The 15,891-nt window shown below is 47.5% G+C and carries 21 protein-coding genes; 5 read left to right on the forward strand and 16 right to left on the reverse strand.

Translation table 11 applies throughout. The annotated features are described in order from the left end of the window. Positions 1–57: 57 nt before the first annotated feature. From Dvar_RS20680 to Dvar_RS20755, 16 genes are all read right to left on the reverse strand, one after another. On the reverse strand, positions 58–1,194 hold the full coding sequence (locus Dvar_RS20680) for an AAA family ATPase (RefSeq protein ID WP_419663856.1): 1,137 nt from the start codon (positions 1,192–1,194) through the stop codon (positions 58–60). A 117-nt stretch (positions 1,195–1,311) separates the two neighbouring features. Beyond that, entirely contained in the window at positions 1,312–1,797 is a 486-nt protein-coding gene (locus tag Dvar_RS20685; RefSeq protein WP_419663857.1) for a WGR domain-containing protein, read from the reverse strand. 12 nt (positions 1,798–1,809) lie between these two features. Next, on the reverse strand, positions 1,810–2,085 hold the full coding sequence (locus tag Dvar_RS20690; protein WP_419663858.1) for a hypothetical protein: 276 nt from the start codon (positions 2,083–2,085) through the stop codon (positions 1,810–1,812). A gap of 164 nt (positions 2,086–2,249) precedes the next feature. Next, on the reverse strand, positions 2,250–2,552 hold the full coding sequence (locus Dvar_RS20695) for a helix-turn-helix domain-containing protein (RefSeq protein WP_419663859.1): 303 nt from the start codon (positions 2,550–2,552) through the stop codon (positions 2,250–2,252). Positions 2,553–2,616: 64 nt separating this feature from the next. Beyond that, positions 2,617–3,018, reverse strand: a complete 402-nt coding sequence (locus Dvar_RS20700; protein ID WP_419663860.1) for a hypothetical protein — start codon at positions 3,016–3,018, stop codon at positions 2,617–2,619. An 18-nt stretch (positions 3,019–3,036) separates the two neighbouring features. Further along, positions 3,037–5,421, reverse strand: a complete 2,385-nt coding sequence (locus Dvar_RS20705) for an ATP-binding protein (RefSeq protein ID WP_419663861.1) — start codon at positions 5,419–5,421, stop codon at positions 3,037–3,039. Positions 5,422–5,431: 10 nt separating this feature from the next. Next, a complete protein-coding gene (locus Dvar_RS20710) occupies positions 5,432–5,827 on the reverse strand; it encodes a DUF4326 domain-containing protein (protein ID WP_419663862.1) in 396 nt (131 codons plus the stop codon). Positions 5,828–5,840: 13 nt separating this feature from the next. Next, the gene (locus Dvar_RS20715; RefSeq protein ID WP_419663863.1) at positions 5,841–6,053 is read right to left on the reverse strand and encodes a hypothetical protein; all 213 of its coding nucleotides are present in this window, start codon (positions 6,051–6,053) and stop codon (positions 5,841–5,843) included. 8 nt (positions 6,054–6,061) lie between these two features. Next, complete coding sequence (locus Dvar_RS20720; protein ID WP_419663864.1) at positions 6,062–6,568, reverse strand: hypothetical protein; 507 nt, start codon at positions 6,566–6,568, stop codon at positions 6,062–6,064. After that, the gene (locus Dvar_RS20725) at positions 6,511–6,822 is read right to left on the reverse strand and encodes a hypothetical protein (RefSeq protein ID WP_419663865.1); all 312 of its coding nucleotides are present in this window, start codon (positions 6,820–6,822) and stop codon (positions 6,511–6,513) included. The genes Dvar_RS20720 and Dvar_RS20725 overlap by 58 nt, the downstream gene beginning before the upstream one ends. 310 nt (positions 6,823–7,132) lie before the next feature. After that, complete coding sequence (locus Dvar_RS20730) at positions 7,133–8,536, reverse strand: IS1380 family transposase (RefSeq protein ID WP_419663866.1); 1,404 nt, start codon at positions 8,534–8,536, stop codon at positions 7,133–7,135. A 116-nt stretch (positions 8,537–8,652) separates the two neighbouring features. Continuing rightward, a complete protein-coding gene (locus Dvar_RS20735; RefSeq protein WP_419663867.1) occupies positions 8,653–9,264 on the reverse strand; it encodes a hypothetical protein in 612 nt (203 codons plus the stop codon). Next, on the reverse strand, positions 9,261–9,434 hold the full coding sequence (locus Dvar_RS20740; RefSeq protein WP_419663868.1) for a hypothetical protein: 174 nt from the start codon (positions 9,432–9,434) through the stop codon (positions 9,261–9,263). The genes Dvar_RS20735 and Dvar_RS20740 overlap by 4 nt, the downstream gene beginning before the upstream one ends. Positions 9,435–9,485: 51 nt before the next feature. Then, positions 9,486–10,577, reverse strand: a complete 1,092-nt coding sequence (locus Dvar_RS20745; RefSeq protein ID WP_419663869.1) for a BRO family protein — start codon at positions 10,575–10,577, stop codon at positions 9,486–9,488. 31 nt (positions 10,578–10,608) lie between these two features. Then, entirely contained in the window at positions 10,609–10,878 is a 270-nt protein-coding gene (locus tag Dvar_RS20750) for a BRCT domain-containing protein (protein WP_419663870.1), read from the reverse strand. Beyond that, positions 10,790–11,668 (reverse strand): hypothetical protein, encoded by an 879-nt coding sequence (locus Dvar_RS20755; RefSeq protein ID WP_419663871.1) that lies wholly within the window; start codon positions 11,666–11,668, stop codon positions 10,790–10,792. The genes Dvar_RS20750 and Dvar_RS20755 overlap by 89 nt, the downstream gene beginning before the upstream one ends. A gap of 225 nt (positions 11,669–11,893) precedes the next feature. Between Dvar_RS20755 and Dvar_RS20760 the strand changes: the two genes are divergently transcribed. The 5 genes from Dvar_RS20760 to Dvar_RS20780 all read left to right on the forward strand — a co-directional run bounded on the left by Dvar_RS20760 (position 11,894) and on the right by Dvar_RS20780 (position 15,804). Further along, positions 11,894–12,529, forward strand: coding sequence for a hypothetical protein (locus tag Dvar_RS20760; RefSeq protein WP_419656557.1), 636 nt, complete (start codon positions 11,894–11,896; stop codon positions 12,527–12,529). Between the two features lie 66 nt (positions 12,530–12,595). Continuing rightward, positions 12,596–12,892 (forward strand): CHC2 zinc finger domain-containing protein, encoded by a 297-nt coding sequence (locus Dvar_RS20765; RefSeq protein ID WP_419656558.1) that lies wholly within the window; start codon positions 12,596–12,598, stop codon positions 12,890–12,892. A gap of 16 nt (positions 12,893–12,908) precedes the next feature. Further along, the gene (locus tag Dvar_RS20770) at positions 12,909–13,463 is read left to right on the forward strand and encodes a DNA methylase (protein ID WP_419656559.1); all 555 of its coding nucleotides are present in this window, start codon (positions 12,909–12,911) and stop codon (positions 13,461–13,463) included. Then, a complete protein-coding gene (locus Dvar_RS20775; protein WP_419656560.1) occupies positions 13,454–15,130 on the forward strand; it encodes an integrase in 1,677 nt (558 codons plus the stop codon). Before Dvar_RS20770 ends, Dvar_RS20775 begins: the two co-directional genes overlap by 10 nt. Continuing rightward, the gene (locus tag Dvar_RS20780) at positions 15,127–15,804 is read left to right on the forward strand and encodes an ATP-binding protein (protein ID WP_419656561.1); all 678 of its coding nucleotides are present in this window, start codon (positions 15,127–15,129) and stop codon (positions 15,802–15,804) included. Before Dvar_RS20775 ends, Dvar_RS20780 begins: the two co-directional genes overlap by 4 nt. Positions 15,805–15,891: the final 87 nt, after the last annotated feature.

A 15,891-nucleotide genomic window follows, 5' to 3' on the forward strand; every position in this document is an offset into this window, starting at 1 on the left:
TCTCCTTTGTTGGGGGCACCGCCAGGGGGGATAAACCCGCCCTTGGCGGTATGATGTTTATCCCCAAATGCGTTGGATCAGCTCCGAAATGGTTTTAGCGTCTTGAAAAGGCAGAATCGATGTGCAGGAATAGGTCATCGCTTTCTTGGCATCGCCCAGCAGGACGTAAAGTTCCGCCCAATTGATGAGATCGCGCAGAGAGTAGGGGACGTCGATGCGCCCAGCTTCATACTGTTCGCGGATCTTCCTGGCTGTTTCGGTCAGAAGGCCTTGTTCATCACCGGAAAGTGTGGGGAATTTCTTGTGTAGGATCGCTTTTTCATGCTCTGGTTTGAGGTAGTCTAGTTTGACACGGAGCTGGAAGCGGGAAACAAAGGCCAGATTCTGGATCTGCGTGCCCTGATAGTGCCCTTTGTCATCTCCCAACCCACAGGTATTTGATGTTGCGACAATGCGAAACATCGGATTGCTGACAACCTTCTGGCCGCCGGCTGCGGTGAGGATGATATTACCGAGACGCCCGTCATGGCGGCGTTCAAGTACCGGCTGGTACATCATGCCAATCTCGGGATTGATGGCATCCCATTCATCCATGATCAGAATCAGTGGGCGCTCCATGGAAAAAGGAAGCGGGCCATACTCGAATGTGGTTTCGCCTTCGCGGATTTGAACCTGGCCGACGATATCGTAGGAATACATGTCAGATTGATGGTTGATTCGCATGACCGGGTAATTGATCCGGGCGGCGATCTGTTCGATCAGGGTCGTTTTTCCCGACCCGGTCGGGCCGTGAACCATGGTCGGTTTGTTGAGGCGAATACCGAGCAGAATGATCTTTGTGGCCTCGTCTGGGAATTGGTATTCGGGATCAATTTCGGGAACGAGGGGGTGGCATTCCTTGAATCCCGTGATCGTGTCCATCATTCCCATGTCAATGCCGAAGTTTTCCTTCAGCGAATACTCTGTCGTGAGCATTTTATGGATGTCAATTTCGGCAGTGGCCTCTGTTTTCTGCTGTTGGGCGAGTTCTGTTAGTTTGCGATCGAACATAGGGCTGGTCAGCGGAGCGTCGGGATAGCGGTGTTGATACTCTTCAACCGTTACGGTGCAGCATTCTTCGCGTCCTCCGACAAAATGGGGTTTTAGGTTGTGCGAAAGATGCCCGCATACCTTGCATGTAACGCGGTGTTCCATTTGAGCTCTCCTTTTCATGAGATTTATGGGTACAGGTGAATTGATTGATATACGGAGACATAAATCTCAATTTTCTGTAAAAAGAATGTAACTAATTACTTTGAAGACCGGGCGCAACTAAATCGTTATCATTGCTTTTCTGACAACTTTTGATGCAGGCGATGCGGGTGATGATTTTTTCATATCGGTATATTTATATTTTCCGGCAACGTCGGATGTTTTGAGGGCTTCTTTCTTTGTAATTGCGGCTGGTGGAATCCAACCCGGTAGGCTCTGTGCAGAAGCAGAAAACCGGGAGAGTGCGACTTCAAGATCCTTTTCCATGTATTCTCGATCTTTTTTACTGAGGACAATTGAATCAGATCGGAATACATAACCTTTTTTGACTTTCTCTTTAAGTTTCGTGAGCAGCATGTTGAATGCATTGAAAACTGTTGTTGCTGCCTTATTGGTTTCTTGGCCGGTTGCTCCGATCCTGCCATAATGAGCATTGAAAACGTATGTTGTTCTCCCAATGGCTGTGGTTCTAATCACCTGACCATGCCAATATTTATTGGATGTACCTTCAGTACATTCAAGGTGAATATCGATAACTTTCATCATTACTTATCCTTTCTATTTGGGGAGATTTAGCATAGCGCCAACCTCCTCAATGGTGATACCTTGTGCGATAGCTTTTTTTAATTTGGAATATGCAGACATCGACAACATTGTCCAAAACGTGTCGGTGTTAAATATGAGGAAGATCTGCATTTCTTCTCCTACTTGCCTGGAGTAAAGATGGTCGAGCCCATTGGTTAAAATGCTCTCGACTTTGGGGTCTGTCATAATGGTATCGAAAAAATCTTCGATGTCACATCTTACTGTATTAACAGACAAATTTGGATACATATGAAGATCCTTTATAAAGGGGGGGGGAGGCTAGTTTGAGAATCAAAAGTCCAGAGATATTTAACAAGAACGAGTTACTTACAATGTAATTAGTTGCTTTGTTTATTGACACCAAAAATCCCCTTAAGTTTCGACTTTCACAGTCGGATTAAAGGGGATTCCTTTTATTTGGATTTTTTCTTCACGACTTCTATGAGTGGAAACAAATACGGCTCCATTTCCGGATAGACATCGCAAAGGGCATACAGTAGGAATTCGGTCGGATCGGCTTCAATTGCTTGTGCATACTCCAACCATTTCCCTTTGGCGAGAGGGAAAACGGAGCGACCAGACTCGATCATACCAATGAAATTGCCATAATTGTAACCAATCTGTTTTGCAAAGTCGAGCTGAGTCAGTTCGTTGCGATCCCGATACTTCCGGATCATTTTACCAATTCTATTCTTTGATGTGGCTTCTTTTGGCATGTTGCCTCCATTTGTTATTAGGCGCTCGACTAACACAGTAATTAATTGGTTGTCAAGTACCAAATTACTTCAATTGCCTTGCAGTTTCAATGATCTCTTCTCTAAGCAGATCTGATATGGAAGAGATAGGCGTCCGAACAGGCGTGCGTGTAATAGGATTAGGATTTTTTATCTTATTATCGGTAACTTGTTCAATGGTTGATATTGCCTGATTTTTTGGCAGCCGATTATCAATGACCGGGGTTCGGATGATTTTCAGGGGCTGCGTGAGCACCTCCAAATTATCATTAACTGCGGTAATGGTGGAAATTCGCATCGGAGATTGAGACCATAAATTTTCACCAAAGTTTTTGACGATTTTCTTAAATAGGCAATTGGATGTAGAACACCGCCGTTTCTTACATACCTCCCAGAGCATTGCCTGTTCGAGCCTGGTGCAATAAAGGATCAACTTGTTTTGAATCATTTTCACCTTCCTTTCCTGTTAGATGTCGATGGCGGCTTCGAGTGAATGTTCGACAATAAAGTCTGCGCGGGGTTGAACCTGATCACCCATCAGAATTTGAAACATTCTGTCGCAATCTGCATCGTCGATGGACACCTGGGTCAAGATGCGATTGGCTGGGTCCATGGTTGTTTTCCAAAGGATTTCGGGTGGCATTTCTCCCAGTCCTTTAAACCGTGAGACAACCGGGTTGAATGATGAGGTTTTGTATTTGGCCATGACTTCGGCGAGTTGTTCATCGTCATAGACCCAGGTAGTGGCTTTACCGGCTTTGACCCGATACAACGGAGCCTGGGCAACGTATAAATTTCCATTGAGGATGACTTCCGGCAGGTGGCGGAAAAATAGGGTTAACAATAACGTCCGAATGTGGCTGTTGTGGACGAAAACGCCCGAGCTTTCGCCGGCGCACACGAGGAAATTGTGATACTTTTCAACAGTTAGGTCATAAACTGGTATTGGTTCTGGCAGATCGACCAGTCGGATCGAAGCAACTTTATGATTATAATCCTTATTTTCCTCTTGATTCCGATCATAAGTCTCCTTAACGTTCAAACGCCATGACATCCGCATCAACAATGTGCCTACCCCCAGCTCATCGACGCGGGTGTACTCACCTGTCAAAAGCATAAACGGATGATTTCCAGTTGCTCTAATCACGCTCCCGTCATCAAGTTCGACTTCGTATATTTTGGAAACATGGCGGGTAATTCTTGCTGAATGAGCAACGGCGGGGATGTGGCGTCCTGACCCGTCATCGGCCCATACCCAGAACCGAGTCGATTCATTTGGGTAAAGGATGGCAAGCTCTTCCATTGTCCGGTAAGTACCATGGAGCAATTTGACTTTGGTTTCGCCGGCCAAACAGCCGTCTACATCAGCGTCCGTCATGATGATGACTTTGTGGTACCGCAGGCGCTTCAGATCCACAGAGGCGGTTCCGATCCCAATCCCTAATGCGGCGATGATCGTTTGAATCTCCTGGTTTTTAAGGATGGTTTTCATGGATGCTTTTTCGCAGTTGAGTATCTTGCCTTTGAGCGGCAAAATTGCTTGATATCGACGGTCTCGGGCCTGTTTGGCAGAGCCTCCGGCCGAATCGCCTTCCACGAGAAATATTTCGCGTTCGGCTGGATTGGAACTTTGACAGTCGGTGAGTTTTCCGGGGAGCATGTCGGTGGCCAGATTGGCTGCTTTGCGGGCATTGTCGCGTGCCCGTTGGGCTGCCAGGCGGGCCTTGGTCGCGTTGATGATTCGGTCAGCGATGCTTTTTAGGTCGTCTTTTTTGGCGTCTTCGAAATATTCGTTGAGCTTCTGATAGACGAGCTGCATGGTGACCGTCTGTGCGGCGGATGTGCCCAGTTTGGCTTTGGTCTGCCCTTCGAACTGGGGTTGAGGAACCCGAACACTGACGACGGCGACCAGACCTTCCCTGATATCATCGGCGCTGGGTTGTTCCAGGCTTTTGGGGACATAATTGGCCAAGAATTTGGTTGCGGCGCGAGTGAGCCCGGTCTTGAAGCCGGTCAGGTGCGTCCCGCCTTCAATGGTGTTGATGTTGTTGCAGAACGAGCGGATCTCCTCTTTGGCGCTTTTCGTCCACCGGAGGGCGACGAAACAGTGGATGCCACCATCGGAGCCGGTAACCTGGATGGCTTTCGGCTGGAGGTCTTTGTCCGGGCTGATGTCGTCGACGTAGTCGAGCAGCCCGTTCTTGCTTTTGAAAAGTTGTTTCTGGCCTTTAGGTTCAATAAATTCGATGGCCAGGCCGGGGTTGAGGTAAGACAGTTCCTTGAGGCGGGTGGCAATGATCTTGTCATCGAATTGGGTCGTCTCAAAGATTGTCGGATCAGGCCAGAACTGAACCTTGGTACCAGTCGCTTTGGCATCGCCGGTGAGCGTATTCGACATGGGGGCTACCGGGATACCTCGCTGATATGTCTGGGTATAAACGATACCTTTTCGGAACACCCAGGCATCGAGCTTCTCGGAGAGTGCATTTACGCAGGAAATGCCTACGCCGTGCAACCCGCCGGATGCACCGTAGGCTTTCTCGTCGAATTTACCGCCGGCATGGAGTTTGGTCATAACGACCTGGAGCGCCGGGACACCTTCGGTCGGATGGATATCCACCGGGATGCCACGACCGTTGTCTTCGACCGATATGCTGCCGTCGTCGTGATGGGTGACTATAACTTTGGTGCAGTGTCCGGCCATGGCTTCGTCAATGGAATTATCGACGGCCTCCCAAACAAGGTGATGCAGGCCGGTACTGCTGGTTGATCCGATGTACATCCCCGGTCTCTCCCTCACCGGTTCGAGTCCTTCAAGGATTTTGATTGATTCCGCGCCATAAGTGGTCATTTGGTCTCCTTTACAGTTTCTCGATGATCTCTTTGATGACTTGGCCGTGGCAGGGGAGGGGATGGCAGTTGCAGACGAGGTGAACGTCTTTGCCGTCCAGATACGCTTTGTGGATTCGCATCATCTCCCTGTCGATCGGGGTCAGGTGGGGATCGCGGGGGTTCTTGCAAAATTCCGCGTTCAGCCATTCTCGATACTTTTTGATGACGGTCTCTCTGTCACCGTCCCGGCCGATAATGAAGGGGTTGCCAAGTAAATGGGGTCGATCGATAGCGATCCGAATGGTATTGGAGCTTCGGGGTGGCAGATCTTTCCGGTTGACGATTCGGATGGTTCCAGGGTTTGGATATTCGATCTCATTGTTGTACGGGTCGACAAAAACTTGTCGAGCGTAGGGATTATGCACAATAGCCTCCTTTTTAGGTGTGATAAGCTCGGCGGCAGCCGATCGAGCAAAAGGTTTCCTGATCGAAATGGGGTTGCGTGGTGAGACCATCGTTCAGTGAGCCGTAGCGGAACCGGCCAGGGCGACCACACCAGGCGCAAGATTTTCTTTCATCTTTGAGAATGGTTTGACGAATGGTATCGAACCGACCAAACGGGTCCCGGCTGATGGTTACATAGTCAGGCATGGGTCCTCCTAAATGTTGAATTGTCTTTCGAAAATACGGATCGCCGTTTCCACGGCCAGAAGGCCGCCGGCTGTTTGCATGTTAAAAATGGGGATTTTGGCGACTTCGGAGGCGATGCTGATCGCTGTTCCAGTGCCGCCAGTGCTGGTTTTCCGGGTGCTGTGTCTGGTGCATCCATCCGGGGTCCAACAGATCAAAAACTTGGATGGAGTGTTCAGACCCTTACCGAGGACCTGGAATGCGTTACGGCCATGCAGTCGGCGGGAATACCATTTCATGTAATGCCATGCGGGATGGTATTGCGCGGCCAGTTCCAGGGCTTCCGGGGTTGCATCTTCGGGGCGATAAATCTCCTTGAGATCACCGGCTCCAGCTTCAAAAGCCTGGTCCGCCCCGATGGCTCCACCGGATCTGAGGATCAATCCGTTCCGTGCGGCGAACATAGCGAACCGGGTCATCAAAGTGAGGATTTCCGGCGGCGTTTTGCGGCTTCCGACGCCTGTGTAAAATTGCATAAGAGCCTCTTTTTCAGTTGTCGCCAGGTATGCCTGGGCATATCCATCTGGACCCGCACCATGTCATGGGGTTGATTGACGAGCGGGTTCGATCGATGTGGAATGGATTTATTAAGGGTGATTCCGCCATCGATGGCCAGGTGCTTCTTGATGATTTCGATGGCTTTGCCTTCCTCGGGAAACGGGCCTCGAAACCACATGATTTCCATAAGGTCTTTGAGCAGCCGTTCGGCTGTTTCGTCTAAGGGATCCATTTTACTCTCCAAGTAATTAATTACGTTGATGTGGGATTAAAATTTTTCTTTCAAAGATGTTTTTATCTCCTTCTTTATAGTGATTTTCCATAAAATTTTTCCTATAATAACCTAAAGTAGGCGATTCTGTTTTTGAACAGCCGTGTCTCAAGAAAAAACCTGGCAGAAAAGTGAGAACAAGCAATTTCCGGTCTTAAATTCTCACGGGAATCGTTTACAGGCTTAAAGCATATGATCATATGCTTTTTATCCCAGATTTCGCACGCACCTCACCATCAGTTTTGCTATGCCGTTCTGCCTTGTTTAACAGTTATGCGATAATCGGAACTTCTTCACACCTCCTGAACAACTCCGGTAAACGAAGGCTTTCCAAGTAGGCCCTGGATACTTTCAGGACTGTTTCTTTACCGTGAAAGACAATCTTGCCGGCTATATCGATCAGGCGCCTGCGTACTGTAGAGGCATAGGAGCCAATCGGTAAAACCGGAGCGCTAACGTCCTCTTTAAAGGATTCAAGCAGAAAATGACCCACCAGCATTGTATAATACCAGGCAGCGTTGGGGGCAAATCGTTTGAAGGGCAATTGCTCGTGCCCAAAGTCCTTCAACGCCCGGTTGGCCAATTCGTCGCTGCCGCGTTCATGATAGCAGGCAACGAGCCCTTGGGTGGTCATGTAATCCATCGCCCCGGCCTTTTTCAGCATACCATCAATTGCCTCGCCCTGACCGATATTGGTGATAATGACGGTATCAGGACGGAACCCGGGAAGATAGAGTTGCTTGCTGTCGTCATGCATCAACCGGCAAAAGATCGCTCGGCGGAATTTATGCCAGTTGCCCTGTTTGCAACCGAACTCAACATATTGCCATGCCTTGTTCTTACCGCATTCAAACCGTTTCCATTTGGACTTGTCCCAGTTGTCTGCCATTTGTTTGATGTCTTTGTAGACTTTACCGCCACAGACGTAGCCGATGTGAAGCAATTCACAAAGCGCAAAGATTTTCTGGTCGAAAAACCCGCTGTCCATTCGGATAATGATTGGGACGTCACCCCGATACTCGAATCTGATTTTCAAGACCATGTGCTTGATCATATTCTGCACTGCATCACCATGATTGGAATGCTTGTTCCCACTTCGAAATACCGCATCAACGATGAAGCGCCCCCAATTCATCTGCAGCGGTTGGAAACCCTTTTTCTTTTTGTAGGTGGGTTTGACGCCATGCCGGCATTTTGCATCATCATTGTCCATGACCATCGTGTCGATGCCCAATTCGATGACATCGGGTTGCTTGATCCGCAAACGCCAGATAAAAAGGGTCTGCAGAAGACGCCGGAACAAAAATACCCGTGTCCAGGCAAATGCTTTGAAAAAACGCTTCATTTGATCCGAAGAAGCCATGTTTTCTATTGGCGTCTCGATGCTACCAGCATAACCTTCATCGTGAGAAATCTGATCGAAGTAGGTCAGTCGTCGACTGGTAGCGTCAACAAAGAAACAGAGCGCTTGCTTGAAAAGCTCTGTAATATTGAGGCCTTTTTTACTCTTCCGGATGGAACCGAACCAGCGATCCAACCAACTGAAAACTTGGATACCGTGCATATAGGCTACGAACAGGGACAATCCTGCCCTGCCGGTCAATCGGTCAGAAGTGGCTTCGATACGTCGGATTTTGAGTTCATTTTGCCGGTAGTTTTTGCTATGTTTACTCATAGAGTCCTCCACCTGTTGGGTGCGCTTTGGCTTGTTGTCAATTTGGTGATTTTTAACAAGCATTATAGCATGTTATCCAACTTTTGAGGACTCTTTTTTTCTATAAATCGCCTACTTTAGGAATAATATATATCAAAATGGCTTTTATCAAATGAATCGAGGATTAAAGTTGATGGTTTCAATATAAAGTTTATTATTTGTTCTTGATTCCATTTATTCGAAGTTGTGATAACTCCATTGTATGGCCAGAGATCTTTGATTACAATACTATGATCAAGATCTAATAAATCTTTTAAACATGGTTTATAACAATGGGAATTTGCCAGTATAACATGGGTGTAAGGTGATTTATTCTTGTCAAATATAATGATAGCAAAAGCCATCAATGCAACTTTATATTTCTTGTCAATAGCATGGCAAAAACGACTTATCATTTTACGTATTTGAGAATTTTCCCATTGTTTAATAGGAAAAGTTAGTGTCGCATGCCATTGCCAATATATCCTATCTAAATTGAAGTAAGTTCTAATTTTTAATCTATTCTTTTCCCTTCTAATTTGAAATTCATCTTGTAACCTCGTTCTAAAATTACCTTTAAACGTTTTTAAAGGCGCATTATATTCTGTTTTTTTCACATACGGTGGATTATAAATTTTTTCCATTTCACTTTTTTCTTTCTTAGGATAAAGCGCGAGAAGCCCCGGTTTTTCAAAACCGGGAGCAGTCACGAATTATAAAATTCATAACCTTTATTGCGACAAAATTCAGTGCAGTATTGACGGCCATCATAATCCACATAAACAGGCATCGATGCCATTGAATGATGATCGTCAACTTCGTGGAATGATCTTCCGCAATAATTACATCGATAAGCTACTTTGTAGTTTTGATCGGCCATGTCTTTTCCTCGGCTGGCGATTGGAGTGTAATTGATTACAATGATGTTGGGCTAAAATTTTTCAATTAAGTCAAATTTGCCTTTCGCAACTATGTCCGAGAAATATTTCAGACCGGCAGGGGTGATCAGTGTCTGTTGGGGTACGATTTTGAGAGGGTGCTTGGCATTGGTGCGAATGATGAAGAAACCTTTCTGCACCCATTTCGAATATGCCAGATCGTCCTTGTCGATGTACTTTTTGTTTCGTAGGAATGTAAAAAGGGAGTGCATCGGGAGACCGAGCATCCGGGCTGCATCTCGAATGCAGAAACCGGAGCGACCGGAAAAAACGCGATCATAGCTGTCGGCCTTTTCTTTGAGAGTTGCGTTCTCGATGCTGAGCTTATTGACTTTATCTGTCAATTTCCGAACTTTATCGATGAATTCTTCATTGCACGCATTCATCCCTTTCATGAGGTAATTATCGACAGTAGCAAGGATAAGCTGGTCGCGGGGCGAAATCGGAGCGGGCAGTTCCGGGGCTGATGGTTTGGCCGTGTAGCAACCTGTTTTTCTGATCGCCGGCAGAACTTCGTGGGTCACCCACCGCTTGAAGATTTTGGCAGCGGGTTTTCGGGATCGAAGGATCAGGGAATACAGGCCGGGCTCGTTGATGATATTCACTTCGCCTTTCAAGCCGCCTAAGTTTAACTTAGTCACCTCATCTTTATCTAAAGATTTCAGGGCCATAGTTGGGTTGCTAATCCCCAGTACGTCGCATACTTCCTTCGCTATCCACCAGGGGTTGCCTTTATCATCACTGATCGTGGTGATGTCGTGCCCTTCGAATTTGAAGAGCTGGGTATTCCTGTCTACAACTACAGGAACCGGAAGTGCGGATTCGATATCCTCCAGGATCGCCATCGTCGGATGGTTTTTTCGGATGATATTCATAAATTTCACCTTCGGGGTGCCGAGGGCGATCATGAAGTCAGTCGACCGATTAAGGGGGAAGGGGGTTTTACCACGTTCGATCATCGAAATGGCGTTACGAGTAATAGTCCCGACGCGGCTGATGCTTACAATTTTGGCGGCAAGTTCTCCTTGGGTCATGTTTGCTGCAATTCGTTCCTCTTTGAGAAACGCTCCGATCTCGACAGTCATGAATGTTTCCTTTCTTCAAGTATTGATTCGTCTATGCGGCCTTGGGGTTGCACCATATCCGAAGATCGTCTTCGCTGATACAGGTGATACCTAACCGCAAAGCCTTTTCCCGTTTGGAGCCGACCTTCTCGCCGCAAACCAGGAAATCGACTTTCTTGGTTACGGAGCCGGAGACTTTGCCGCCATTGTTGATGATGAATTTATGCTGATTATCACGGATTTTGGGGAGGTCCTCTAAACCCCCCGAGTGACGCCGAAATAAGAAGATTTTGCAACCAATTCTCATGATATCGGAAGCCATTCAGTCTTTCTGCCGGACTTTGCAAGCCATGATACTTGGCGACCGTCCTCGGATTTGAAGGCGCAAAATTCTGGATGAGTGCCCATCCGCGAATACCCTGCTCGGCTGTCTCAAGACTTCCATGGAAATATTGGGTGCAGAATAGGTAACGATCCAATCGTTGCATGAGCCTATCGACCATGTTGCTTGTCCGATGCGCGCCGGGATGGTTATAAGCAATTGAAAATGAGGGAAGATTATTGCGCAGCTTTTCAAGCTTGGTCATGATGACAGATGGCATCTCACGGCAGGAAGCCCATTCGTGAAGACGCCTCACCCGTTGAGCAAAAGAGGCTTTGCTTTTAGCCTGATAGCAGCTCCACAGCTTATCTGAAACCAACCGGAAGATATCTTTGAACTTTTTCCGTGATCGATCTCGGATGGAAATGTAAAGGTGTAAAAAGCAGGAGATGAGCACCATAGCCGGGAATAATGACTTGAATGCGTTCATGGTTGGCATCCAGCCATCCGTGTTGCAGGTTTGCGGAGAGTAAGTCGGGTTCAAGTCCTGCGCTTCCTTTTTAAAAACACCATAGCCGGCCTCAAGGTCCTGTTGGCCGGCACTTTTCTTCACGGCCACGCCTAAAATGCAATCGTTGCCGACCGTGCAGGGCACATAGACCTTTTCGCCCTTGATTCGGCTGTGTTTTTCATCCGCGCTGATATGCTGGGGCAGGTATTCAGGGTTTTTAATGGAGGTGCCGATGAGGCTGTTTTTGCCAAGAGACGTCTCCATTCGGTACCAATACATCGGGTTTTTTCCGAAGCCGTATAAGCGCTGGCGAATAGTGTAACGGAAGGTTTTACAAAATACAGTAACAAATTTATACCCCGCTGGCAAAGCTACCCCGCTGCTGTGCGATCCGGATATCCCGCCCGGGAATGAAATGGACATACCCCGCACTTTTGAAAAAATATCCCCCCTGTATTATGAAGTGAATCACCACAAAACACTAATAAACAGGAGGGATAAGCGATGCCGCCGACAGCGACATACAATGATATTAGAGCATATCAGGAAAAAGTAGAAAAGGATAAAATCACACCGCACAGCCTTCCGCCATGCCCGCGCTGTCAGGTTGAGTCCAGATTTTTCAAATTGCATGCATACCGCGAACGCCGGTTTTTGATTATCGTTGAGTTGCTTGTCGAAGCCGTGCTTTGCACATTGGTGCGCTTCAGGTGCCCGGATTGCGGAAAGACCATCACGTGCTATCCGGATTTTGCCATTGCTAACAAGCATTACACCCGCCAGAGCATTGAAAGCTTCAGCCGCGCCTATGTGCAAGATGATCACAAGACCTACGAAGATGCGGTAATGACCGATGATGGTGTCCCCGAACGGCCGGTCAGCGGCCAGGCCCTGGCACCATCGAGCGTCCATCGCTGGATCAGCACATTAGCCGATCTTACCTGCGATGGGATAAAAAAATCACTTCCAAAAAGCAGCGTTGCACAGTCTTTTGAAAATCTGGATCTGATACAAATCCCTGAAAGAAAGTACAAAACCCCCAAAAGGAAGCATTGCCTTTTTGTCTGCTGGTGGTTTTTCAAGACGGTGGCGTTTTTGAACAAATCGGATTTCACCGACTTTGCAATAACATCTGTGTGAACTTGATATACGGTGCCTTCATAACGCCCCAACTTGAACGGGCGAGCACAAAAGGAGGCTGCGATTATGGGTTCATACACGGATGGTTTTTTAAAAAGGCTGCGCAATGAGATCGATATTGACCAGATGATCCACACCTTGGCACTAGAAACGCGAACCGGTACAAACTACCTCCGGTTTCGCTGTCCGGTTTGCCACGGATTTCACACGGCGACCAACCCAAAAACCAACCTGGCTAGATGCTTCGAGTGCAAAATTAATTTTAATCCCATTGATTTGGTCATGGCGGTCACCGCCCAAAGCTTCGTGGAAACGGTTGAGTATTTGAAACCTCATCTGACCGATACCCGCACAAATGGATAGGAATCGGGTACAGAAAATGGCTCTGTCCAAAAGGCGCCTTTCGCAGCTGGAATCGGTGATTAAACAATATCGACAGGATTTTTATGCCGTTGGAAAAGCGCTCAGAGAGATCCGCGATGGCCGGCATTATCACAAGCTGACCTTTAACAGCTTTGAAAGTTATCTCAGGCGTCGATGGGATATGGGCCGCTCTACTGCCTACCGGCTCATTGAGGCCGCTGCGGTGATCGATAACCTGTCGCCAATTGGGGAGGTGTTGCCCAAAAACGAATCACAGGCCCGGCCCCTCACCCGGATAGATGCCTTTAGCCAAAGAAGGGTGTGGCGCGATTTTTTAGAAACCGGCCAAACGCTCACCGCGGTGAATATCAAAAAGTTCGTATCGGCTCACTTGGGTGAGCAAAAAACCAAAGCGGCCTTTCGCGAGGTCATCAGCACCGATTACCAAAAAGCCGTGCGTGCGATGCTCTGTCAGATCCGCATTGCGCAAAATGACGGCTGGAGAAAAACGTCACAAAAAACCGCTTTGTATTGGAACAATGTGATGAAAGAGAAAATATTGTGGCGATAGAGCAGGACATCTCAACGCTTTCTTTAGATGATCAATTCATGATCTTGCTGCATAAAAAGATTATGAACAAGACCGGTTCGGCCAAGCGCCGCGCCAAAAAGTATTATGTGGACCAGTATAAAAAAACAGGTATCATCCCCAAGCCACTGCTGCTTGCCGGCCGCGGCATCATGGAGGGCCGAAAATGCAGCGGACGGCCGCGTGCGCTGTCTTGTGACGTAAAAAACCGCTTTATTCAAATGGTCAAAGCCGCCTGTGATGCCGATGACGACAATTTTATCTACGTTACCCGAAAGGCGCGAAAGATCACGATCTTTCATCAATTTCTGGAAGAAGAATTTGAGAAAAAGATCTCCATACACGCCCTTTACCGTCTGGTTCGCCAGGAAAACCTGCATCTGTATTTGAAAAAGCCCGATTTTGATGAACTGCCGGCCAAGGGGTTTTTCAACCCCGAGGACATTTTTGATTTGGTGCAGGTTGACGGCTGCAGCTTTCAGTACATCAAAATCAAAGATGAAAACGGAAAGTGGCGTAAACCGCAGGTGATCGAATTTTATGATACCGGATCGCGGTATATGTTCGTATTGGAACTGTATTTTTCGGAAACCAGCCTCAATGCGCTGGATCTGTTTACCCGGTTTTTACTGTACGGGCCGTTTCCCAAAAAACGCATCCGGCTGCGTCCGGATCGCGCCAAAGGGTTTTTGAACCTGAAGCGGCCTATCCACGAACTGAACATCAAATACTCGCTGCCCGATGGATTTTATATGGAGCCGGACTTTACCGGCCCAAGGTCACCGAAGCACAAGGTGCATCTGGAGTCGAGCCATCGCAGTCTGCATCATTTTGAGATCCGTATCATTAAAAAGTTTGCCGACAAAATCTTAAAAACCGAACCGGGATGGGCCTTTAAAGGCAATAAAAAAGAGCCCATTGTCGTTACCTTTCTGGACATCAGCCTCGATCAGTTAAGACACAGCCGGATGCTTGAATTGTATCGCCGGCAGCACAATGAAAGCCTTCACCGATTTACCGAGGCCGGTAAATCGGTAAAATGGGTACCCAGGGAAAAGCTTGCGGCATATTTGTCGGATCAGGATACCCTGGCATTTGATCCGGATCACGTGCAGGGCTTTATCCGCTATGGATTTGATAAGCGAAAAGCCGTTGTCTCCACGCAAAAAACCATCACCTACGACAAACAGAAATATACCGTGGTTGTGGGGGCTGAGAAATTCAGTTCGCACAAAAGCACGCCCGTTCAGGTGTCTTGCTGCAACAACAAACTCTATATTTTTGAGCCCCAAAAAGACGGCGTTTTTTTGGGCGAGGCATTGTGCCAGCAGCGGTCGGAAAAACCCAAATCCGTGGTGGAAAAGTCAGAAAAAAGGCTGAAACAAAATGAGGTTGAACAGATTGCTGCATATCTTGAAGCCAGGCAAATGAGCGTTGATATGAAAAGCCTGATTGCCTGCTACCGAAACGGACTGACGTTTGATATCGCAAAGGCCGTCTTTGAAAACAACACGAAACGCTATGATCGGCTTGTGGCCAAGCTAGACGAGCCAGACAGAGCCGGTTTTGTGCGCTTCAACGCATTTGCCATCGATTATTATCGGTATCGGCGAAATCAGCTTGCACCGGGCAAGGCGAGTGGGCCATGAAAAAAAAGCGCAAAGAACACTTCATCAATGACAAGCGTCGGGTATCGTATCTGAGCAGCGTCTATACCCGCATGTACCGGGGCAAAAGCGTGTTGATTGAGGGCGCCTACGGCGCCGGCAAGACCCGCTTTTTACAATTGATCCAGCCGAAAAAATTAAAACCGGTTTGGCTCGAATCACTGGACAACAAACATGAAATCCTGGCATCAATCCTTCAGGAGCTAAATTATGAAGGTGTGGCAACCCATTGGCACACGTCCCGGAATCTGAAAAAAATCTGCAGCCTGACCGGTTTTTTTATTGTAATCGATGAGGCCAATGATCTGGATCGCCGGGTCTGGCCGTATTTTAAAAGAATTATTGATGCATACATCCCGATGGTTTTTGCAGGCTTGCCCAAGGTCAGAACGTATCTGGCCAGTGAACATCCGGATATTCTCAGCCGTTTAAAGGTACTGACGATTTATCCTATCATCGTTGAAGACTTTATTGCCGAGTATAAAAATTTTTCTTCGGAAGCCATTGAGCAGATATATGCCGCCACCGACGGTGATATGCGAAAATTTGAAGAAATCTGCATAGAATGCCAGGATAAGGCCAAGGAGCTCAAGTATAGCCTTGTGGATATCAATTTAGCCCTGACAGTCCTCACCGATCTTCCCTCCAACCATTGATCCGACTTTAGCCGATACCGATCCAACCCCCTTCATTTTAAGCTTTAACCCGAGGATCTGAACAAAATCCCCATCATTTAGATTGCA

The sequence above is a fragment of the Desulfosarcina variabilis str. Montpellier genome (genome assembly GCF_048565275.1).
In the GTDB taxonomy this organism is placed as follows: Bacteria; Desulfobacterota; Desulfobacteria; order Desulfobacterales; family Desulfosarcinaceae; genus Desulfosarcina; species Desulfosarcina variabilis.